Origin of the sequence: Aeromonas sp. S13(2024) (assembly GCF_041402405.1) — a bacterium.
Taxonomy (GTDB): Bacteria; Pseudomonadota; Gammaproteobacteria; order Enterobacterales; family Aeromonadaceae; genus Aeromonas; species Aeromonas veronii.
The window spans coordinates 569,670-591,570 of record NZ_JBGLRA010000001.1; the positions used below are offsets into that span (position 1 = coordinate 569,670).

A 21,901-nucleotide genomic window follows, 5' to 3' on the forward strand; every position below is an offset into this window, starting at 1 on the left:
GTGGCCTTGTTGCCACAGGGCGTGCGGGTTCAGCTCTTGCTGGATGCGGCGCTCACCTGCGGGCGATAGCTGCGCTGCCAGAGGGTAACGAAGATCGCCAGATAGAGGGACCAGGTCAGCAGCTGCAAGCCAGCGGGTGAGGCATTGTAGCCAAACAGAGCGCGCAGGAAGGTACCAAATACCCCCTGATCGTCGAGAATGTGGCTGATGTCGAACACCGGCGTGGTCCAGAAGGTGATGATCTCTGCCGCCTGCAACATGTTGACGGCGGACGAGAGCAAGCCTGCGGCTATGATGATGATAAGCAGGCCGGTCCAGCGGAAGAAAGGAGCCAGCGCCACCTTGCGGGTGGAGCGCAGCAGTCCCCACACCAGCGCGATGGAGACCAGCAACCCCGCCAGCGCGCCCATCAGGCCGGATTGCAGATCGACCCCTTGGCCCGAATAGAGCAGGGCGGAGAAGAAGAGCACGGTTTCAAATCCTTCGCGCATCACCGCCAGAAAGGCAAGCAGCACCAGACCAAACAGGTTGCCGCCATCGATGGCCGCATCGATGCGCGCTGTCATGGCCCCGACCTGGGATTTGGCCTGTTTTTGCATCCAGATCGCCATATAGGTGAGCACCAGAGTAGCGAAGATGAGGATCCCCGCCATCAAGAGGTGGTTGTAACGCTCGCTCTCGAACTGGCTCACCACCACCTGGAACAGGAAGGCGACCACAAGGGAGGCGACAAGGCCAAGCCCCACCCCCAGATAGATGAACTTGTTGTAGCGGCTCGCCCCCAGCTTGGCGAGGTAGGAGAGGCAGATGCCGACCAGCAGGAAGGCTTCCAGCCCCTCGCGCAGGGTAATCAGAAAACTTGCAAACATCAGGATTGAGGCTCCGTAGCGGGCGTGACGGGGAGAGGCTGCAAGGCAAGTTGCAACCGATTTAGCTGCACTATGGGTGGCTCCGGCAAGCTCGGCTCGGCGGCGCGCACCGCATCATTGACCCACTTGGGGTAGGTGCGGAAATTGAGTTTTATATCGGCCTTGAAGGGCCCTTGGGCATCTGCGGGCAGCGGCCAGGCTTCATCTCGCCAGCCATCGGCCGGAATGCGGGTATCTTCCAAGAGCTTGGCGTAGCGCCAGAACTTGAGCCCCACCGGCTTGCCCTCGGCATCGCCGAACACTTTTCTGAACAGTCGCGCATCGTCAGGGACTGCGCCATCCACCGGCTGGCCGCTGGCAAGCACCAGCTTGCCGCTGGCGTCAGTGACGGTCAGTTCCAGCCAGAGTTCACGGAAATCGGCCACCCCGGTGGGCAGGGCATGGCCCGCGCCGGTATTGGCGACCCGCACCACCAGTTGCGGGCTGTCTGCCCCCCGTTCGATACGGGCCGAGAGGGTAGCGCTGGAGCGCAAGAGCGCCAGACTCTCCTGCTCAAGGTCGGGATTGCGCAGCCCCACCAGCTGATGCTGGGCGCCGGTAAAGTTGTGGCGATAGAGCCGCGCCTTCATGGTGCCGTTTTCGGTGGACTGGCCCGCCACTGGCGCGCCGCCATTGCCCGGCTCCGGGTTCATATGGCAGTCGATACAGGTGCGCCGCTTGGCAGGATCCTCGGCGTTCGCGAAGCTGGATTTTTCCCACTCGTCCCAGGTGTTGACGATATTGGCGCCGGTGCCCGGGGCAAACTCGTTGTGGCACGACTTGCACAGAGCCGCGTCGCGGTAGAAATCCTTTTGATAGGAGGCTTTGTGGGCCGCCGGACGGGCGTTGATCTGCCGCTCAGCCATCCAGTGCTGGAGGCTGCCGCCCGGGGCATCCTCGAACACATAGCTCTCGCGGTCTTTCAAATTCACGGTAAAGGCGCTGTTGCCGCCCGCATCTTCTACCTTGGTGATGCGATGGCAGAGCACGCAGCCGGTCCCTTCCTCCACCACAGGTTCGCCCGCCTTGTGAGCGCCAATCAGCGAGGCGCCGCCCTGCTCGAACATGTGGGAGCCATTGGGCAGATCCAGCTGGCCTGTCATCACCTGCTGGGGCATGTGGCAGCCCTGACACCACTGACCGAACGCTTCCCCTTCGGTTTCGCGGGCCAGCGCCTGCACCACTTTGTAGTAGGGGTGGGAGTTGCCCATCAGCCTGTGGTTGCTCTCGCTCCAATCCTTGAACGCCTGTTGGTGGCAGTTCTGGCAGGAGGCGGAGTTGAGCCACTCCTTCGGGTGGGTGGTCGGCGCCTTGGCGGGATCCGTGCGCGGGGCATCGAGTCGCAGCCAGTTGGCGAGATAGGGGAGGTTGCCATCGGCGGTGACGAAGGCGTGCAGATCTTCCATCATCGCCTTCACCTCGGGCTGGGGCTTGGCGGGGTCAACTGCCTCGGCCCCATCGCGGGTGTCATGGCCCATGCCGCCTTGGGTCTGCTGGGTCATGCGCAGGTATTCGCCGACAAAATCCCCCGCCACCATGTTGGTGAGGTTGGCGTGGCCGTTGATGGCGTTGTCGCCGCTCTTCTGGCGATGGGCCGCCATCAGATAGCGATTGGTGAAATTGAATCCGTCCAGATGGCAGGAGTTGCAGCTCATCCAGTTGTCCCCAGCCATGGGGAAGCGTGAGTTGGCCGCTGTGTTACCAAGGTTGAATAGCCGCTCGCCGCGCTGAAGCGGCTCGGGGCGCGGATCCGTCTCTACCAGCTTGGCGAAGTGGGGCACATCGACGGTGACCCGGGCAAACGGGCCGCTGCCGCCGCTATTGAGGCGGGTGAGATCCTGCCCCATGGCGTTGTGCACCAGAATATGGTCACCGTCGATCAGCAGATCCCGCGGATTCTGGCCCGGCAGGTGGCGCAAGAGCTGGGTCGCCTTGGCGCCCCCCTGAAACTTCTTGCGGCGGTGGCGGTTGTTGTTGGACTTGCCGCTGCGGGAGAGATCGAACACCAGCAGATCTTCCGAGCCCGCCAGGGTCAGATAGACCCGCTTGCCGTCGGCGGCAAAGCGCGCTGCGAACGGGTTGGAGACGATCTGGCTGCGGTTGCCGACGCTTGGCAGATTGATCTGCAAAAAGAGCTGTTTTCTTTCATCGACCCGCTCTTTCTCCTCATCGAGATCGATGATGGAGACAGCCGGAAAGACGGTGCTCTGAAACTGGAAGGGGTGGCTGAAGCTCCACAGCACATGGGGCAGCCAGGCCTCGCTGCCATCTGGGGAGAGGGCGATGCCATCGAGCAGGCGCGGCAAGCCTTGAGAGTCGCTCGGCGTGTCGCTATGGGTCTCGGCCAGGGTAATGAGCTTGGGCTTGGGAAGCGAAGCTCCCTTGGCGCCGTGGCCGAGCTTGGCGAGATCATAGATGGCGAGCTGGCCGGTCATGGCGTGGGTGAGCAGCAGGCGATCGTCGTCGGTCAGGGCCAGCCCACGGGGAGTCTCGGCGGTTTCTGCATCCAGCTGGAGGTTGCCGGCGGTGTCGTAGGCCTGCAGACGAGCGGATTCGAACAGGGTGACCCAGAACCACTGCCGCTTGACATCGAAGATGACCCCATAGGGGCGGTGGCCGGTGGGGATCGTCTTTTCCAGATCGAGATCATCATCCAGCAGCAGCAGGCGATCGCCGCTGTAGTCGGTGACCAGCAGGGTACCACCATCGGCGCGGGCCAGCTGGCGCAGATCGCCCCCCAGCTGCACCTCTTTCAGGCGCTTGCCGCTATCGCGCTCCAGCAGGGTGACGGAACCTGCGCTCAGGTTGGCGGTGACGAGGCGCGGGGCGCTTCCCTCTTCATAAGCCAGCATCCCTGAACTCATCTGCTGGGCAAACGCGAAGGGGCTGGCCAGCAGCAGGAGGAGGGCCAGCAGGGGTGACAAATATGCAGAGAACGATGACTTCAACATGGGATCAGGTGCGCCATTTCAAGATGGTCCAGCGCCAGGCATGGCGCAGCACCAGAGGAGTTAACGCCAACGCGCTCAACCAGTGGGCCCAGCTGGCGAGGTTGCCCATGGCATCGCCCGGAGTGCCGTGCAGCACAAGCAGCAGGCCGCTGGCCAGACAGATCAGCAGCAGGGCTTCGATAATCCGCCCCGTGGTGCGCAAAAAGGGTTTGTTGCTGCGGTGCAACAAGCTGCGATGGGAGAGCCAGAAGGCGCCAAACAGCAGCGGAAACAGGGTGAGCGAGAGCATCACATGCAAGAACAGATTCCAGCGTGCCAGCGACCAGAGCGGGGTCAGCGGTTCCCACAGCAGCAGGCCGGAGAAGAACATCAGATAGAGGGTGCCCTCGGCGGCCTGATGGTGGTAGGCCAGCCACTGCCAGAATTGTCGGGGTGAGAGAGAAAGGCTTGTCATAAAGGCTCCAGCACCCGGGCGGGGCAGCCCGGGGGGAGCAAGTTTATAACGCAGTAAGAGTAATGAAAAGTGTTATCAATTGTATTGCTGGTGAATAAAGGCTGAACAAGCACAGTGATCAAACTCGACTATTTATGCTCCGCCATCCGCTCGGTCACCGCATAGATGAGCGCGGCCAGCGAGAAGGCGAGAAACACCACCACGGACCACTTCATATCGACTTCGTTGATGATGCCATCTTCGAGAAATGCCTTGAGCACCTCCACTCCGGCAATAGTCACCAGCGAGTTGATGACGATGAGCTTGAGGGAGGCAAAGTTGATCTTGCTGAGCCAGTTGCTGCTAAGGGAGGCGCGCTGCTCTTCCGTCTGGATAAATTGCACATAGCCACAGATGGCGACCAAGATCAGCATCTGGGCCACCAGTATAAAGTCCACCAGGGTCAGCACGCCGGTAATGAGGTCCAGATAGGGGATCTCGAAAATGTTTACAGAAAGCTGATAGAGCTGCATGGCAAACTTCACCATCAGCAATACCACGCAGATGAGAATGCCAATGTAGAAGGGGAACATCATCAATCTGCTGCCATTGAGCATGAAATTGAATCGACGCATGAGAACTCCGATGTTGGGAACAGGGGTAAATAGAGTGAGTATGGCGCGAGCAGCCCGCAGCGTTGCAAGGCCGTGGGGACTGATTATGCCGGGTCGCCCCCTGCTTGCGCCTATAAAAAAATAAAAAGCCATCATAAAAAATAAAACCGCATCCCGCTGTCTTATTTGTGATTTTTCCCCGCCGTAACATGCCGCTTCTCGATACTGGGGGGCGACTGCCTCCCTCCTATTTATCAGGCTCGGCCCACTCTTGTGGCCGCTTGCCAGGAGTGTTGCGATGCGTATTGGTCTGCTGTTGAGTATGGGGATGCTGGTTGCAAGCGGGGTTCAGGCACAAGAGCTGGGAGCCATTCCCGGGGAATCTGGTTTTTCCGGTAGTGTGCTGGCGGGGGCCAGCGTTGGCGAGACCAAGTCCAATTTTGCCACGGGGAGTGCAGGTAGCGAGCGTATTGACGCTTTGGGTGCTGCGGCGCAGCAGCGTCACCTTGATCCGGTGATCAACGGGGATCTGCGTTACACCTTTGCCTCCACCGGTAGCCAGTTGTTCCTGGGCAACCTCATTCAGGATGCCATTCGTGGTGACGGTACCCAGCAGTTCGGGCTGCGCCAGCAACTGGGGGACAAGGGGATCGTGGCCGGTTCGCTGGTGTTCAATGCCACCCCGGTCAAGGTCTGGCGCGATCCCTTTGCGGTGGGTGTAGCTCGTCAGGAAAGTGATGTGAGATCCCACGGTGCCCGTTTGGCGTGGGACAACATCTGGGGCAGTGCGCTCAGTGGCAGCATCACGAGCCGCGACGTCAAGGTGGATGGGGAGTCCAGCGGCGAGCAATATGGCCGCGCGGTGATGGGGATGCTGGATCGCAATGGTCGGGTCAACTCCGCCGAGGTCTCCTACCAGTTCCGGCTAACAGACGATCAGTTCCTCGAGCCAGCATTGCGCTATGAGAAGGCTGATCTGGCGGGCAGTGCCGAGTCTTATGTGAGCAAGGGGTTGCAGCTCACCTACGCCAAAACCTCGTCTCGCTGGTCGTTCGTCAGCAACCTCTATCTGGGCAAGCGCGACTATGACGAGGCCAATCCGCTGTTTGGCCTGCGTGCCGACAGCCGCGACATGGCTATCGATGCCACCCTCTTCTGGCACCAGCTGTTTGGCATTGCGCCGCTCTCTGCACTCCTGAGCGCCAGCTACGCCAATGCAGACTCCGGGATCGACTTTTACGATATTCGCGCCACCAGCATCACCACGGGTCTGCTCTACCGTTTCTGATCCCGGCATCCGGCAGTGAGATGAGGTGCATACAAAGGGGCTGGTCAATCCAGCTCTTTGTTTATGGGATGGCGCTCAATAGACAATTCAAGCTGTATGCAGGTTGGTCATTACATGCCGGCAAGAGATGTTTTGACAGTGTAGCGTTCATCTGGGGTAGAGAGGGGGTCATGAGATACAGGTTGATTTGGGAAAAAACGGCAAGAAAATCTCAAGTGTAATGCTATTTGTGCTGAGTGAAATTCAGCCTAGTAGCTGAATAAGTGGACTATGTGCCTGTATAAGATAAAAACAAATGTGAGTTCAGATTTGACGAACGTCAAGGATTCATACAAAGACTCATCCTTTCTTGTAGTCTCCCAATGATTCAATCAGTTAGTATCGGTCAGATATGAAATGATAGGGTTATACCGTGAGCACAATCTCCCTTCGCAAGGCCCTCGGGGTTTTGGCTAAATCTTCTTCCTTCTCGGTCAAGACGACAACACAACGTCAGAGAGATCTGTTTGATGACCTCAAGGATTATCTCTACGTTACACCCGAAATCGAGGATGATTTTGAGAAGTGCCTCCGTTCATTGCAGCCTGGTGAGTGTGTGTTTTTATGCGGCAGTAGTGGTGATGGCAAATCTGAAATATTGTCACGTAGCTATGACCAATATAAAAACAGATATACCTTCCATCTGGATGCAACCCATAGCTTTTCGCCTCATCAATCAGCAATCGATGCGCTAAACGAACTCTTTGATCGTGCAGGAGATGGGGCTCAACCCCTGGTGGTTGGTATCAATATCGGTATGCTGGCCAACTTTGCCAAAGAAGGGGCTGAGCGGCACAGTGAGTTGCGTGGCGTGATAGAGCGTTTTTTGGATAGTGGCGAGAGAACGCAAGGGGCATATCACTTTCTGGATTTCGAGTCCTATCCAAAATTTCGTTTTAATGATGACGCTGGCAGCTATTCAAGCTTTATGCGTCAACTGCTCAAGCGGTTAACTCAGCCAACCGATGACAATCTGTTTCATGCTATTACCCTTGCAGATGAGCAACGCCAACGCGACATGCGCCTCATCGCCAATTTCAGGCTGCTGGCCAATGAGCACGTGCAAGAGATTATCATTACCACTCTGTTCAAAACCCGTTTGATCAAGGATCAATTCATTACGACTCGCGCCTTGCTGGATCTGTTGCATCAGCTTCTGGCCGGGGAGCATTACCTCTTTGACAACCTGTTTCTGGCTAAAGACAGCGAGCTAAGCCTGCGTCTTGCTGACTTTGATCCTGCCTTGATTCATACCCAAGCGGTAGACCAGTTTGTGCTGCGTTATGAGCTGAATCTACCGGATGAGGCGCTGGATGCCTTTATGGTCGAGCTGGCAAAACTGGGGCTCATATTCAACGAGCCTCGTGATAAAGCGGGTCAAGCCGCATCCCTTCTGCGGCTTTTTTATCTGCTTAAGGACTGCGAGCTTGGCAATAACTACCATCACCAATTCAAAGTCGATTTTGAAGAGCAGGTACTTGAACACTATGCCACTGTCTGGCTGCAGCATAGTCAGTATCTTGGGGAGGGTGGAAGCCAGCTGGCCTTGCGCAATTTCTATGTGAAAGCGCTGATCCCGGCCATTTTTGTTTATGCCAACCGCAATGCCCCTGAGTTGTCAAAGCGAGAGCTTTCTCTTGGTCAATTTGGCCAGTGTCATGTCGCGGCACCTGTCGATCTGAAAGCTGATTACAGCGCAATTCAGCGTCAGCATGTCGAGAAACACGATCATTTCAGCGCCTATCTGAAGATTGATGATCAGCCCTTGGCACCAATGGCAATCAACCTCAATCTGTTTGAGCTGATCTGCAAGCTCAACAATGGCTATCGGCCAAACAAGTACGACAAGAATGCCATCGTGTTGCTTGATGAGATGGTTGAGCAAATCCGCGCTGTCGCTAAAAAGAGCCCTGTTCTTCACTATTACGAAGGTGATCAGCATTACCGTCTTGGTTTGGATGACGGCATGATCACTGTAGAAGGAACCAGATAGTCATGTCTCTGTATCCAATTCCTGCCGGATTAGCTCCGGTTGATAAAAACAAGCTCACCAACTACTGGCCCATTCGCAACAAAGGCAATGAGTTTGACTGGGATACCGTGACAGGTGTCGTGCTGGGGCTTTCCTTGCGCAAGCAGGTGACTGCCTATGAATTCGAGCAGTTTAAGGAGGAGTGCAAAGCCCGGTTTGCAGGCAAGCTCGACGATCCTGATTTTTGGCATGTGCTTGAGCGAGCCTATTTTTCAAATGATGCACTCTTTCATATTTCACCGCTGTTCCTGTTGTTTAAGGCCAAAGGTAAGAAGAGTGGACAAGCCGATCTCAGCGCACCAGATACGCGGTTGTGCAAATTGTTTGCAGGTCTGTTGGGGAATTTCTTCCTGGAAGATGCGCTCGATGACAAGCTCAACTTTGTCGAGCAAGAACTGCTGTCCGTTTTGCAAGGCAGGCTGCAAAGCGGCAACCTGGTAAAAAATGAGGATGAGCAACCTTATCTACCTTTTTTGAATGCCGTATTTCGTGAAGATATTCGGTTTTTGGCTGCGCATCCCCAGTATCTGCTGCAAGCCTTGCCTGGCACACTCAAGCTGTATGCCTTTGCTTACTGTGCTCAGCTGGCACTGAATGTGACCGATTGGCAACATGAGCCCCAAAGCAAGCCTCTCTACTTTATTCTCGATTCGGAAAAGGCCAGCTCTGAACGTACATCGGTAAAGCGTTCTGGCTACAAGCTGCTGGCGGCTGCCAGCGAGCGGGTTTTCCCGCTGCTTTCCGCCCTTGACGTGCTGCAGTTGCCAGGGGATGCCAAGAAAAGACCACTCTGGCAGGTTTATCGCGATGCCACGGCATATGCTGACCAGACTCAGTTGCTGGAAGATTTGAACAACTATCTACAGGCCTTTAGAGAGAAGCGCGGGTTACGGCCTGAGCGTCCTCTCACAAACAGCGTGGCAGAAGCCTTCGAGCAGCTCAAAGAGTTTGCACTTGAGCAATTCCGTGATGCCAATACCTCCCGTGGCGGCGTGAACAAGAAATATGTCAAAGAGCTGGAAGAGAAGCTGCTCAGTGATTTTATTCAGGCCCGGGGGGCCGCTGGCCGCACCCTGGTACTGAATCAGGATCAGCTGTTGCTGTTGACCAATCTCACCATCGGCAAGGCCGACAAGCTGCGCCTGCACGATCTGCGCAAAGGCTTCGAACAGCGCGGTTTTTATCTTGATAACCAGTCATTGCAGCAACTGGTCAGCTTCTATGAGCGCATGGGCAATGTAGAACGAATGAGTGATAGTGGAGACGCCGTATATGTCCGCAAGACCCTTTGAGCATTTTCTGGCCGAACGTTTTATCGAGTGGGTCAGTGCCGACATTGAGCCGGGCTCTCGTTACCAGTTCAAATCCCCCAGCGCAGAAAACGGTCTGGTGCTCTATCAGTCACTGGTGACCTTTGCTGCCACAAATACGCTGGCTACGGCCGATGGCATTGACCTGCCGTATATAGAGTGCAATGGCGTGCGGGTTTTACCTGTGTTGCATGGTGAGGCTCCGGGATTTACCGAAAACTACATCTCCCGTTTACGTGATCTGGTCGCAGGGCGCAGTGCAGAATTTGAAAAAGCAGCCCTGCTCATTATCCACAACAGCATGCTGGATACCCTGATCAACAGTGCGCTTGATTTGGGGGCGCCCGGTGCTGTCTGGCATCCGGATAGTCTCTCGCAGCAGCTTGGCGCGCTGATAGATGTTGGCAGCAGTAACAAGGAGCTGTCAGCCTGCCTGCTTGAAGAGCAACTGGCCCTCATCACCGAAGAGGGGGCGACTGTATTTGGTTTTGCTCCTCTGTTTAGTGCGCTTGATCAAGATGGTGTTCTGGAATTTGATGAGCTCCAGCTATTCAATGACCCGGTCATTTTGAGCTGGAGTGGCAAGAAGGCCCAGATCAGCAAGCGGCTCCAAGCTAACCGCAAGCTGCGGCGCGAGATTGAAGATGCGGTTGAGCATTATGATCTCGATCAGCTCGAGAGTGTCCTGAAAGAGTTCAGCGCCAAGTTTATCCGCCAGCATTTCCAGGATGAGAGCTGGCGTGATCTGGAATTCGAGGCCTACCTCAAAGAGATTGAAGCCAACAAAGCGCAAAAGTTGCTATTGGAAGAGGTGGCCGTTGACAGTGGCTCACTGCAACAAAGAGCCAAAAGCCAGAGCAAGGCGGGACAACGCGACCTGAGCCTGCTGATCCAGCTCCCGCCGGGGGAGAAAACCCTCAACCTCTCTTTTACCTTCATCGGTAATGATCTGGACGAGAGCCAGTTCAAACTGATGCACAATGGGCCGCTCAAAAATGCGGTTACTTATTCTGTCAGCCGTGTCGGTGGTAAACGCTGCTGGGCGACGGTGACCTTGCCCGTCACAGGAGAACCCACCTTTTTTAGCCTTGAGCTCAAACGCGATAACCGCTCCGAAGAGTACAAGTTCCGTTGTCTAGTGGTAGAGCAGGGAGATTTCTATTTCGATGAGTTGTTGCACTGCTTCCGAGTAGATGCGGGCAAGAAGTGGCTGACCCTGCTGCTGGAAGAGAACAAGTTCAAGGTCAACCCAGAGAAAAACGCCATCATGCATCTGGCTGATGATGAGGGTGAAGTGGACTGCAGCGCCTGTGGCTGGGTGAACTTTGATGCGCTGGCCGAGCAGAGCGAACAGATCCAGTTTGAGCTGGTCAATGGCGAGCGTCGCTTGCCCATCAATATTGAAGGCCCGGCCGCTGATGAGAGCATCTGCGTTCCGCTGCTATTTGACAGAGATCGTTTCGCCAAGTTGCTTAGAGATGACCGTAATGCCGAGTATCTGCGGGCCAAAGGCAAGATCATTTTCGATAACAGCGAAAGTGGCGTGGCCGGTATCCGCCAGCAGCTGCTGAATCTCGAAGCTAGGATGGTTGATGAGCGGGCCTTGTATATCGGTCTGTCTGCCGAACCAATGCCACTTGCAGCGATTAGTGCAAGGTTCCCTGATTTGCATAGCGCTTATGCCGCCCTGTTTGACTATCTGCAACACCATAAAACCTTGCCGAGCCTGGTGGCCTGGGGCGACAGCTATTGCGCCCTGGTACAGCGGGTGCTGGATGCCTACGAAGCGGCGCTAAGCGAGATACCAACCAATGCGGTGTTGGCGCTCGAGCACAAACAGTTGATGCGCATTGGCCTGTGCCGCCAGGATGAGTGGCAACGCCTAAGCCCTCTGCACCCCTTGGTTCTTGCCTATCACCTGCAATTGGTGGCCGAGATAAAAGCCGATCGCGATGAAGATGGCGTCAGCTCTTTTGCCGAATTGCCAGAGGTAACCCGCGAGCGCCTGGTTGCATCTGGCTTGCTGCCTTTCGTCTATGACAATGACTCTGGTTACGCCCATTTGCTGCCGGTGCGGGAGAACAGCTTCTGGCTCGACGTGGTGCCACAAAAGCAGGAGAGCTACAGCTACATCAAGCGTCTGGTGCGCGACAAACTGGCCGAGTTTACCCAGGCCTATTCCCGGCTGTTCAGTGCCGGAGCCAAGAGCACCCTGATCGTCAATGCCATCAATCAGGCGAGTGCGGCAGAGCTCTTCCTCGGTTTGATCGAGCACTTCAAGCTGCACAAAGAGCAGGCGATCGCCATCCATGTGAACTTCTACGATGAGCGGTTGCAATTCAACGATTTCGACCGCTTTGCCGAAACGGCCGCTTATGACGAGCTGAAAACCTGGCTTGGCTTGAACACCACTGCGCTGCGTGCTGAGGCCGATATGTTGATCGACCTGATCCGCAGCCGCCTGACCTACAGCAAGTTCACCCTGCCCAACGAGCGTGAGCAGTTTGCCTATGCCCACCTGGCGTTTTTCCGTAACCAGGAGCCGGTAGAGTGCCATCCCATCAATACCGATGAAGCTCTGAGTGGTGTGTTGTGTGATGGCTTGATCGCTGGGGAAGCGGCCGAAACGAAAGGGGCGGCCTATTTCACCGCCTTTGGTCTGCGTGGCGTGCCCTATCAAGGGGTGCAGTCGCTGCGGGTTGCCCGTATGCTGGGCAACCTGTGGCAACCGGCTAGCCAGAGCAATGCCCAGTATCTGGCAACCAGCCTGGGGCTGGCGGTCAGTGCCGATTTCAAGGCTCTGCTGACCCGCTCTTATGACAGCGCACTGTGGACCACCATCATCGATCCCAAGGTGACCCTCGATTTCTTCACCAGTCAGCAGGATGTGGTGCTGATCCACTACTCGGATCAATACACCAGCACGGCCGGTTATGACGCCATCACGGTAACCAAGCAGGTAGACCTCTTTAAACGCTTGTTGCAAAAAGAGGGTCACGGACAAGGGGAGACGCTGCTCTCCGAATTCAATGCCTTCAACGGCGAGTGGCTGCTCAAGATGCTCACGGCCAACGACAAGGAGCGCAAAGAGAAGAACGGCATCATCGGTGCTTACAAGTTTGTCTCAGCCCTGTTGCGGCAATCTGATATCTGCTGGGTCCCCCTCTCCGTGGCCGAGATGATCCGCGTCTCCGGCAATGTGGGCCTCAAGATGAGCGACAGCGAGTTCTCCCGTCAGGTGCATGGGTATCGCAAAGGGGCCATTTCAGATGACGTGCTCTTTGTCGGCTTCAAGGGCAAGCAACTCTATCTGTTGCCTCTGGAGGTCAAGACCGGTGTCAGACCCGACTTTGCCTATGCCGGGCAACAGGCGCTGGAGCTTAAACGTTACCTGATGGAAGAAGTACTTGGCCCCAACACTCTGGCCGCACGGCTCTACCGTGGTCTCTTTATTCGCCAGGTGCTGATGCAGGTCGACAAGCTTTGCCTCTATCAAGTGATGCAGCCGGCGCAGCTTGCGCCGCTGTTGATCGAGCGGGAGTGGTGGCTCAAAGGGGAATATACCCTGGCCAGCGTGCCCGACTATCCCGAAGGCTTTGTGGTCGCCCATATCGAAAACGACAGCTTCTTTGTGCCTCACTACCAGATGACCGAGCGGGGCGTATTGCAGGTTGAACTGCCCTACGCCTTGCTGGGTAGCCTTATTCAGGCCAGCAGCGCCCCTGCGCTTGATGAGCTGGTGACCCTGTGCCACGTAGACAAACAATATCTGCTGGGGCCCAGAGAAGAGGCGGCTGAGCCTGAATCTGGCTCTCAACCGCAGCCAAAAGAAGGGGGCAATCAGGCGGTGGATATGGCGCCATTGGCACCAGCCACTGATACCCAAAACACCGACCCGGTTACCCCAGTACCGCTGGAAACGGGACTGACCGGCGAGCCGACAGAACCCATGCGTATCCTGTTTGGCCACGAGGCGCTGCGGCAAACGCCGCTCTATTGGGAGCCGACTAATACCGCCCGTTTTATGAATACCAATACCGGCATCATTGGCACCATGGGCACCGGCAAAACCCAGTTTACCAAGTCGCTGATCACCCAGCTGATGCGCCAGCAAGACAACAACGTCGAGGGGGCACGTATCGGTCTGCTGATCTTCGATTACAAATCTGACTATGTGGATGATGCCTTTAGTGAAGCCAACCAGAGCAAGCGGCTGAAGTTGTATCGCCTGTCGTACAATCCGCTCTCGCTCTATGGCGATATGCCGATGCTGCCGGTGCATACCGCGACCGGGTTTGCCGAGACCCTGGCCAAAGCCTTCGGCCTCGGGCCCAAGCAGCAGCTACGGCTGCGCAAGTTAATCCTCGATGCCTATGATCTGGCTGGGATCAGCAGGTCTGACGCCAGCACCTGGTCAAGGCCCGCGCCCACTTTGGCTCAGGTGTGGGATCTCTATCTTGAACAGGAGAAGGTAGAAGAAGACTCTCTCTATGCGGCGCTCGACTCGCTGGTCACCTACGAGATCTTTGAAACCATGCCGGATAAGGTGAGCTCCCTGTATGAGCTGCTCGATGGTGTGACGGTGATCGAGCTGGCGGGCTACTCACCCCAGATCCAGAACTTGGTGGTAGCCCTGACGCTGGATCTCTTCTATTCGCAGATGCAAAAGCGCGGCAAACCGCAAGTCAACGGCGATTATCGCCAGATCACCAAGATGATCCTGGTCGACGAGGCCGACAACTTTATGTCGCAGGACTTCCCCAGCCTGCGCAAGATCCTGAAAGAGGGGCGCGAGTATGGGGTAGGGGTGATCCTCTCAACCCAGGACTTGAGCCACTTTAAAACCGGGGAAAACAACTACGGCTCTTATATTTTGACCTGGGTGGTGCATCGCGTTGCCGAGATCAAGAATGCCGATATCAAGGCCATCTTTAATAAAGATGATAAGACCGAGCAAGAACAATTAATGGAAAATATCCGCAAATTGGATAAGCACTTTAGTCTCTATATTGATGGAGATAAAAAGGTATCTATGATGCGGGATAGAGCGTTTTGGGAGCTTTAATGGATAGTGTGAATAGGTGTTATCAATGACAATAGTTGAAGCAATAGTAAAAGCGCTGGCTAATATTGGGCGGCCTGCAAACTATGAAGATATTTATCGAGAGATCGTTAGGTGTCAGTATTATGTGTTCAAGGCAGTGGAGCCGCGTTCTATAGTTAGAGTTCAGCTGAGAAAGCATTGTGTCAATGTGGTTATCCCAAGTGCTGCAAATACAAAAAAATACTTTAAAAGTGAAGGTGGGAAAGGCAAGGATGAGTTGTTTTCTTTAGTTGAAGCGCCTGTGTCATCAGTTGATTTAGGTGGTTTGAAAGGTAGTTTAGCGAAGGTGCCAGCTAGTAATCAAACAGGCCTCACTCAGAGGGTTGGTGATTTTATAATTTCGTTTTTTTCATTAATGAAAAAAACGAAATTTAGTTTTGAAACACATAAAGTCACAGCAACTGAATGCTTCTGGATGCTAGTTGGCTCATTTTTACCAATATTACTTGATTCATTTTTACGAGTTATAGCACTAAAAAATGGTCTGTTCGAGGCTATAGGAGAAAATGTTAAGGGTGGTGAGGTCTTTTTGCTAACTTCAGCACTTATAACACCATTTTATTTTTTCCTAATTAAATATGTATCTTTGAGTGCAGAGGATAAAAAGGAAAGTAAACTTCCATATTTTGGTTGGGTGTTGTTTTTTTCAATAATTGCATTTGTTTCTGGTTTGTTCGCTTTCATTTATTACCGCATTGGTAGAATAATTGTGAGTAATTCTGATAGTGAATTTATCAAGGGCTTGTTTCAGTTCGAGTTTGGATACTGGGCTTGGGGAATATATATTGTGTCGTTTTTCATATGGTATTATTCATCCTATATGAATAATAGACCATCAGACCGATATAAAAGTATACGTAGTAAACAATTTGATGAATTAAGTGATAAGTTTACGCAAGGAGTTGAGTAATGAAAGAAATAAAAATTAAAGCACTGGAAATTACTCAGCCGATAGGGAGTTTCTATTGTGGTGTTATTGATGCTGCTCTTCTAAAGGAAATTACATATAGCGACATTAGACGCTTAGAAAAAGAAGATGGTCGAGAATTGGATAGTTATATTGGAATTCAAAGGCCATTATCTGAAAGTCGTATGAAGCAGATTAATAAATACATATCCAATATTGATGCTACCTTTCCTAACTCAATAATTGTATCAATTAATGAGCGAGACGTTAGATGGGATGCCAAAACTAATATTTTCACAATATCATATGACGACGACAATAAAAGTGACATAGCTAAAATTTTGGATGGGCAACATAGAATTTCTGGATTTACTAATGACAATAGTTACTTTATAACTGATGATGGAGATAAACAATCTTTCGAGTTGTTAGTAACTATATTTGTTAACTCAGACTTATCAACGCAAGCAAATATTTTTGCTACTGTCAATTTGGCTCAAACAAAAGTTAATCGTTCTCTTGTTTACGACCTTGAGTCTCTAGCTATTGCTAGAAGTCCAGAAAAAACTTGCCATGATATAGCTGTGCTTATGAATCGTCAAGAAGGGCCTTTCTTTCGAAGAATAAAGCGCTTGGGGGTTGCAACACCGAATGTTAAAAATGAACTGTTAACCCAAGCTTTATTTGTAAGTAATATGATAAAGTTAATATCACCTGACGTGGTCTCTGATAGAAATTATTACCTCTCTCAAGTTAAGGGCGGAGTTAATAAAAACCATTACAAATTATCAGGCACTACCTTTGATGATAAAATGAAATATCCATTTAGAGAAAGTTTCCTAGGTGATAATGATACAGTTATTGCGCACAATATTTTTAATTTTTTCTCAGCTGTTAATGAACTTTGGCCGAATGCGTGGAAAAAAGAAAATAAGAAGTCAGTGTTAAACAAATCGATCGGGTTTATTGCCTTATGTCGGGTTATGAGATTACTCATGAGAAAAGTGTTTGAGGTTGAAGGGATTAATGGTGCTCGTGTAATAAATACTGACGAGTTTTATGAGATGCTTGATGGCGGTATTTTAGACGAGAGTATATTTGATGGCATGGAGCCGGTCTCAAAATCTGCTGGAGTTATATATAAACTTATTGTTAATAATCTAGCTGTTTGATTATATAGTTTTTCAGAGGTCCTGATTACAGGACCTCTTTGTTTTTAAAATGCCATAGATAAATCACTTAGGCTCTTATGGTTGCGTAGTGCAGCTATCCCATCCTCTACATGGAATGCCCAAGCTTTTACTCTCTCTTTTTGATCCAACTCAGGGTATGTCAGTTCGAGCAATAACTCGGTGATCTGAGCGGTGTCTCCCAGCCAGGTGATCTTATCCAGCACCAGAGACCCATCGAGTTTTCGTTGGTCACCCTGGTAGCGAAACCCTGACTCTATCGAGCGGAAAAAAGCAATACGAGCGGCCACATTGGGCGTCACCCCAGTCATGCTTTTTAGCCGCTTTAACTGCTCTTCGGTTTGCTGTGTTACTTGCATGCGGTTAGGTAGCATCAACATGCCTCCTTTTGTTTCCAGAAGTAGCCATCTTTCAGATATGAGCACTTCATTAGGCTATCAAACTCGATCTGGTAGGCGTGGGATATATCACCGCTCAACTGTTCTGCAAAGTAGCGTTGATCCACCTCGGTATCGGTTGAGAGGAGGACTACTTGGTGGCTCGCTTGTGGGAAGTAGTGTTCGATCAGATTATCCCTGTGGTGCGAGTCGAGCCTGCCGAGGGGGGTATCGATAATAACGGGCAGCTGTCGCCCAGAGGTCTTTGCCAAGGCTTCCAGAATCGCGATGGCGTAGATCTGTTTCTCACCGGCAGAGAGCAGCTTGCGATTGATGCTGACGCCTTGTTCATCGATCAGTTCGACATCAAAAGTGGCCGGATTGATCCTGGCTTGGATCTGTAAATCTTCCTTACGGGCGAGCTTATGGTAGGCAATAGAAAATGCTGCCTCCAATCGCTTTACCCTGGCCATCGTCAAGACATCGGTATATTCATCGAGCAGCTTAATGGTTTCATGGGCATGATGGACCGCGCTGTTATCATTAAATTGACTGCGCTCTTTATCGTGGAGTTTTTGAATGTCCCGCGCTGCGCTCAGTTGCTTATTAAGAGCCTGCTTGGCCTCTGTGAGTAGCTGCTGGTAGCGATGGATTTCTTGTTGTCGCTTGCTGTCGAGGACTCTCAACGCCTTGAATATGTCGAACAATTGCTCATCTTCAGGTGCTCTGGCTATATTTGTTGCTGCCTGTTCCAAGGCTTGTTCGACCTCTTGCAGTCGATCTCTAGCGACACAGAAGCGCGCCTTAGCGTATTGGCTCTCTTGGTTGATAAGCTGCTCGATAACACCAAACTCTCTCTCTGAGATATCGAGACGAACCGTTCCTTGTGGTTTATTGGCCAGATAACGAGATAACTGGCTTTCAATTGCTTCTGCGGCAATCTTACCTGCCTGTACCGATTGGAAGGCGACTTCCCCTTGCAAGGTTTCCAGGAAGCGGGTGAGCTCGGTAGTGAAGTGGTGAGTCTGCTTCACGCTGGCTTCTGTTTCAAGCTGAGCAAGTAATTGGGTCAGGGTATTGGGGGCCAATGATAGAGGCAGATAGGCCTCCATCTCATGGCGGATCTGCTTTTCTAGCTGCTCTTTCTCTTTGAGTAGTGACTCGACGCGCTGCTCCTCTTGGGCTTTGGTGAGGGCAAATGCCCCACCTTCTGCGGCAAGTTGCGCCTCAATCTTTTTGATGTCGATAGTCAGTAACTCAATGCGGGTCTTGTGTACATCCGCTTCAAAGCGAAGGCGCTCAGCGGTTGCACCATGTTGGGCGCACTCGGCCTCCAAAGTTGCTAGGCGCTTTTGCTGCTGTGAGCCCAGGCTCTTTGCATCCACCCGCTTAAGATAGATCCCTAGGTCACTGCGCAGCTTGCTGACGAGATCCAGTCCCAGTAAACGGCGAACGGCGGTTTTTAATACCTTGCCTGATTCATCTTCTGCCAACTCGGCAATCTTTTCACCATCGAAGAAGAAGAGATCGGCAATACCGTGAGGGATAAGTTCATTGAGAAAACCTTGGCACTGCTCGTAATTGAGTTCGTCTTTTGCTTCGCCATCTTGTATTAGCATCAGACGATCTTTTTTCCCCCGTTTCCAACTGCGGATAACGGTGAACTCAGATTCAATACCTGCTTTGTTATAGGTGAAGCAGAGCTCGATACTTGCCTCATTTGGGCGCTGAGTATTGCTGACCCCGTTATGGACTAAGGCCGCAAGGTGATCGATATAGTCCTGCTGACTATAGAGTCCATCAAAAGCAAGCCGGCCGTAAAGAGCCAGTCGAATGGCCGTTAGAATAGACGTTTTTCCGGCCCCATTGAGCCCACCAAAGAGTACAATTGGGCGATCTGTGAGTTTGCTACCATCTACAAGTAAGCGTGGGCGAGGGGTCAGGTCTATTCGATGACTGCCACGAAAAACACGGAAGTCATGCAATGTGAGGCTCTTAATGATCATCAGTGACTACCTCGCTCAGCAGATGGCTTATTTCATAGGCATCGTTTAGTTGTGACTGTACTATTTTAAGTTCAGCTTCAATCGTATCAATGGTCTCTTGGTGTTGATCGCGCTGATTTCTTTTTTGCAGTGCGGCTTGTTTTTGCTGGATCCCTTCCAGGGAACCCCAGTCTTGTTTCAAGATACTGCCAATTTTATCGAAGACTCCTTGACGTTTACTCAGTCCCTCCAGTGATATTTCGAGCTCTATTAGCTTCATGACCATCTCGGGCTCAACTTCATAATGAGCCGCGAGTTTATCCAATAGCTCGGCATCGCTGGCATCGAAGCGAGACTGATCATCGACGACCCAATTGAGATCTTTGGTATAGACATCACGATAGATCTTGGGGAGCGCATCCTCCCAATCTGGCTCGTTGGGATCTATTAGCCATTGTTGGCGAATAGCATGTAGCTCAGGCTCAGTAATCAGGGTGATGCTATGACCTTGTTCATTGAGCTCTTTCTCCATGCAAAGCAGTTCTCGCAGCCACTGCTGGCGATATTTGAGCCAATAAGGACCAGGGACATGCTTACGATCGCTGGCAATGTCCTCGCCCTCTTTGGCGTACTGATAGCTCACCTTACCGGTACGACGCTTGTAGTTTCGATAGATATCCTTCTGGGCTGGGTCGGTGGTTAGCGCCAACTGATTTCGGAACTTTAGTAAGGGCAGCATCCAGTCCTCACCATTTTGGATAAGGCTTTCCATGGCTCGGTCTTTGGTGACGACAGTACAGGTCCAGCAACCAAAGCGTGAATTACCACAAGAGGGGGTGCTGTCATCAATGACCAATGGACACTCACCCTGACCCGAGGAGTCCATATAAAGAGTCCAGAGCGGGCGGTTATTGCCGCCCCAGGGATTTTCCCACTCTTCTATATCATCCGGCGCGTATTTGAAGGCGCCGCGTAGCAGTTTCCAGACATCCTCAACATCCCAGGTGTCGATAGGGGTGTAGATGAAGGCATTAGCCAGCGTGGTATGGCGGGCAAGTCGGGTTCCATCAATCTTGTGCTTGGCAATGACCTGGGCACGGGAAGCACTCTCGCTGCTGCGAGAGCCAAGCACAACGATCACCTCTTCAAACTGGCTGACCTTGTCTTTGATAAAGTCACTGACCGGGTTGATCTTCATCCGCTCGGTACACCAGCGGAAGCTGCGAGTCGGGGCAGGGTAGCCTTTGCCGAGCAGGTTTACCCAAAACGTCTCATGGGTTTTGGGTACGACAGGGTGAGAGGTAATGGGTAACGCATCGCGTTTGGCGCCCTTTTCGATTTGATCCATGGTTCGAATGATCAAATCGACGACAACAGGGGTCTCGACCAGGGTGTCTGATGAGACTACAAAAACATCTTTGTGGCGCAGTTCAGGCGGTAACCCCAGCAGTGCCAGATAGACCAGCGTCAGCACAGCAGAAGAGTCTTTACCTCCGCTATACCCAATGACCCAGGGTCGCTTGTCTGCGCAATAGATGCGTTGTACTTCAGCAACGTATTCTGCCAGTGGACGGCCGGCAAAGGGCTCGGTATTGATGAAATCTTCGTAATCGGCCAGATCATGGGCCTGAATCAAGGGGTTCATTGAGAGACAACCTGAGCTTCAAGTACCTTCTCCTCGGGGGTGAGGGGGAGGCTAAGTGATGTTTTAAGGGCGTTGCAGGTAAGACGGAGCGCTGTGGTGGATTTGCTTAGCTTGCCATGCGACATGGTTCTGCGAATCCATTCCGGGTTGGTTTTGCGCCAGTCAATGGTCTTGAGCTTACCAAGGTCTGCTTGCCAGGTATCAGGATGCTCGCTTATCAAAAAGCGGCCGAGCATACCGAGAGCTTGCAGGCCGACCCCGTGAGCATGGACATACTCCTGCCGGAGTTGGGCGGGTGATACTTCTTTGCGACTGGCCATCTGCCAATCCGGCATCTGGTCGTAGACCGCTTTCCAATAGAGAGCCGCCAGCCTGGCCTCTTCATCTGTGCAGCCCTCTTTAGGTCCCTTGCCCAGTAGGGCTCGGGTTGCCTGCTTGATGCTACTTAAGGTGAAGAGCTTGCTGGAGAGCTGGGAGATGCTCGACTTTTCCATCTCGGTAAGCCCGACGAAGGGCTCCATGCTGGTAGCTAGGTGGCGAGCAAGCTCAGAGCCTTGATCTCTATGGTCATAGAGCGTAGACAGTGACGGACTGGGTTTGACCGCGTACTTGTTGAGATCAGCAAACATTTGCTGGCTTCGGGTTAACCCTTCGTCGACAAAGAACAAGACAGGGATGTTGTCCTGACCCAGTTCGGGGCGCTCTACCAACGCCTCTTCGATAGCTTTGCGGCGGTGCTGACCATCGTTGATCAGGATCTGTGCATCCATAGGCACTCGTAAAGTGCCCAGGTTGTTGGAGCCGGGGTGTTCAGCAAACTCGACGTCAACAGCAATTGACGCAGTCAAGGCAGAGAAGACGTAATCCTTGGGATTCTCCAAGAGGTATCGCACCATTTCCGGGATCCGGGATTTGTTCAATGTGCGTTGAGCCCGCAATTCAGGGGGGACTTCGCTCTCATCGAAGTTGAAGATTTTGGGGATGATGCGCATCGGGCAGGTCGCGATATAGAAGGGGCGACCGGCTTGTATCCCACGCACTGCGGGGAATGAGTAGCAGTAGTCAGCGTCAAAGTGGTTCATGATGATGCTCCTGGCTAGTCCTGCTTCAAGTCTAGA

At 52.8% G+C, this 21,901-nt stretch carries 14 protein-coding genes; 6 read left to right on the forward strand and 8 right to left on the reverse strand.

The window, feature by feature from the left end; translation table 11 throughout:
• Positions 1–29: 29 nt before the first annotated feature.
• From ACB042_RS02545 to ACB042_RS02560, 4 genes are all read right to left on the reverse strand, one after another.
• Positions 30–869 (reverse strand): FTR1 family protein, encoded by an 840-nt coding sequence (locus tag ACB042_RS02545; RefSeq protein ID WP_371177720.1) that lies wholly within the window; start codon positions 867–869, stop codon positions 30–32.
• On the reverse strand, positions 869–3,859 hold the full coding sequence (locus ACB042_RS02550; protein WP_371177721.1) for a YncE family protein: 2,991 nt from the start codon (positions 3,857–3,859) through the stop codon (positions 869–871). Before ACB042_RS02550 ends, ACB042_RS02545 begins: the two co-directional genes overlap by 1 nt.
• Before the next feature lie 4 nt (positions 3,860–3,863).
• Positions 3,864–4,313 carry a hypothetical protein gene (locus ACB042_RS02555; RefSeq protein WP_139460155.1) on the reverse strand — a complete coding sequence of 150 codons (450 nt, stop codon included), beginning with the start codon at positions 4,311–4,313 and terminating at the stop codon, positions 3,864–3,866.
• 128 nt (positions 4,314–4,441) lie between these two features.
• A complete protein-coding gene (locus tag ACB042_RS02560) occupies positions 4,442–4,927 on the reverse strand; it encodes a YqhA family protein (protein WP_005333692.1) in 486 nt (161 codons plus the stop codon).
• Between the two features lie 277 nt (positions 4,928–5,204).
• On the opposite strand from ACB042_RS02560, the gene ACB042_RS02565 reads away from it, so the two are divergent.
• The 6 genes from ACB042_RS02565 to ACB042_RS02590 all read left to right on the forward strand — a co-directional run bounded on the left by ACB042_RS02565 (position 5,205) and on the right by ACB042_RS02590 (position 16,758).
• A complete protein-coding gene (locus tag ACB042_RS02565; protein WP_371177722.1) occupies positions 5,205–6,194 on the forward strand; it encodes a DUF2860 family protein in 990 nt (329 codons plus the stop codon).
• Positions 6,195–6,606: 412 nt separating this feature from the next.
• Positions 6,607–8,226, forward strand: a complete 1,620-nt coding sequence (gene dptF, locus ACB042_RS02570) for a DNA phosphorothioation-dependent restriction protein DptF (RefSeq protein ID WP_371177723.1) — start codon at positions 6,607–6,609, stop codon at positions 8,224–8,226.
• A gap of 2 nt (positions 8,227–8,228) precedes the next feature.
• Positions 8,229–9,557, forward strand: a complete 1,329-nt coding sequence (gene dptG, locus ACB042_RS02575) for a DNA phosphorothioation-dependent restriction protein DptG (protein ID WP_371177724.1) — start codon at positions 8,229–8,231, stop codon at positions 9,555–9,557.
• The gene (gene dptH / locus ACB042_RS02580) at positions 9,538–14,640 is read left to right on the forward strand and encodes a DNA phosphorothioation-dependent restriction protein DptH (protein WP_371177725.1); all 5,103 of its coding nucleotides are present in this window, start codon (positions 9,538–9,540) and stop codon (positions 14,638–14,640) included. The genes dptG and dptH overlap by 20 nt, the downstream gene beginning before the upstream one ends.
• Positions 14,641–14,665: 25 nt before the next feature.
• Positions 14,666–15,589, forward strand: coding sequence for a hypothetical protein (locus ACB042_RS02585; protein WP_371177726.1), 924 nt, complete (start codon positions 14,666–14,668; stop codon positions 15,587–15,589).
• Positions 15,589–16,758 carry a DGQHR domain-containing protein gene (locus ACB042_RS02590; RefSeq protein ID WP_371177727.1) on the forward strand — a complete coding sequence of 390 codons (1,170 nt, stop codon included), beginning with the start codon at positions 15,589–15,591 and terminating at the stop codon, positions 16,756–16,758. The genes ACB042_RS02585 and ACB042_RS02590 overlap by 1 nt, the downstream gene beginning before the upstream one ends.
• A gap of 44 nt (positions 16,759–16,802) precedes the next feature.
• Here the strand turns inward: ACB042_RS02590 and dndE are convergent, their stop codons facing one another.
• Genes dndE through dndB form a run of 4 tightly spaced genes read right to left on the reverse strand, consistent with a single transcriptional unit; the run spans position 16,803 to position 21,865 of the window.
• Positions 16,803–17,150: a DNA sulfur modification protein DndE gene (gene dndE, locus ACB042_RS02595; RefSeq protein ID WP_042050415.1), complete on the reverse strand. Its 348-nt coding sequence runs from the start codon at positions 17,148–17,150 to the stop codon at positions 16,803–16,805.
• A complete protein-coding gene (dndD, locus tag ACB042_RS02600; protein WP_371177728.1) occupies positions 17,150–19,159 on the reverse strand; it encodes a DNA sulfur modification protein DndD in 2,010 nt (669 codons plus the stop codon). Before dndD ends, dndE begins: the two co-directional genes overlap by 1 nt.
• Positions 19,149–20,783, reverse strand: a complete 1,635-nt coding sequence (gene dndC, locus ACB042_RS02605; RefSeq protein WP_042050417.1) for a DNA phosphorothioation system sulfurtransferase DndC — start codon at positions 20,781–20,783, stop codon at positions 19,149–19,151. The genes dndD and dndC overlap by 11 nt, the downstream gene beginning before the upstream one ends.
• A complete protein-coding gene (gene dndB / locus ACB042_RS02610) occupies positions 20,780–21,865 on the reverse strand; it encodes a DNA sulfur modification protein DndB (RefSeq protein ID WP_371177729.1) in 1,086 nt (361 codons plus the stop codon). Before dndB ends, dndC begins: the two co-directional genes overlap by 4 nt.
• Positions 21,866–21,901: the final 36 nt, after the last annotated feature.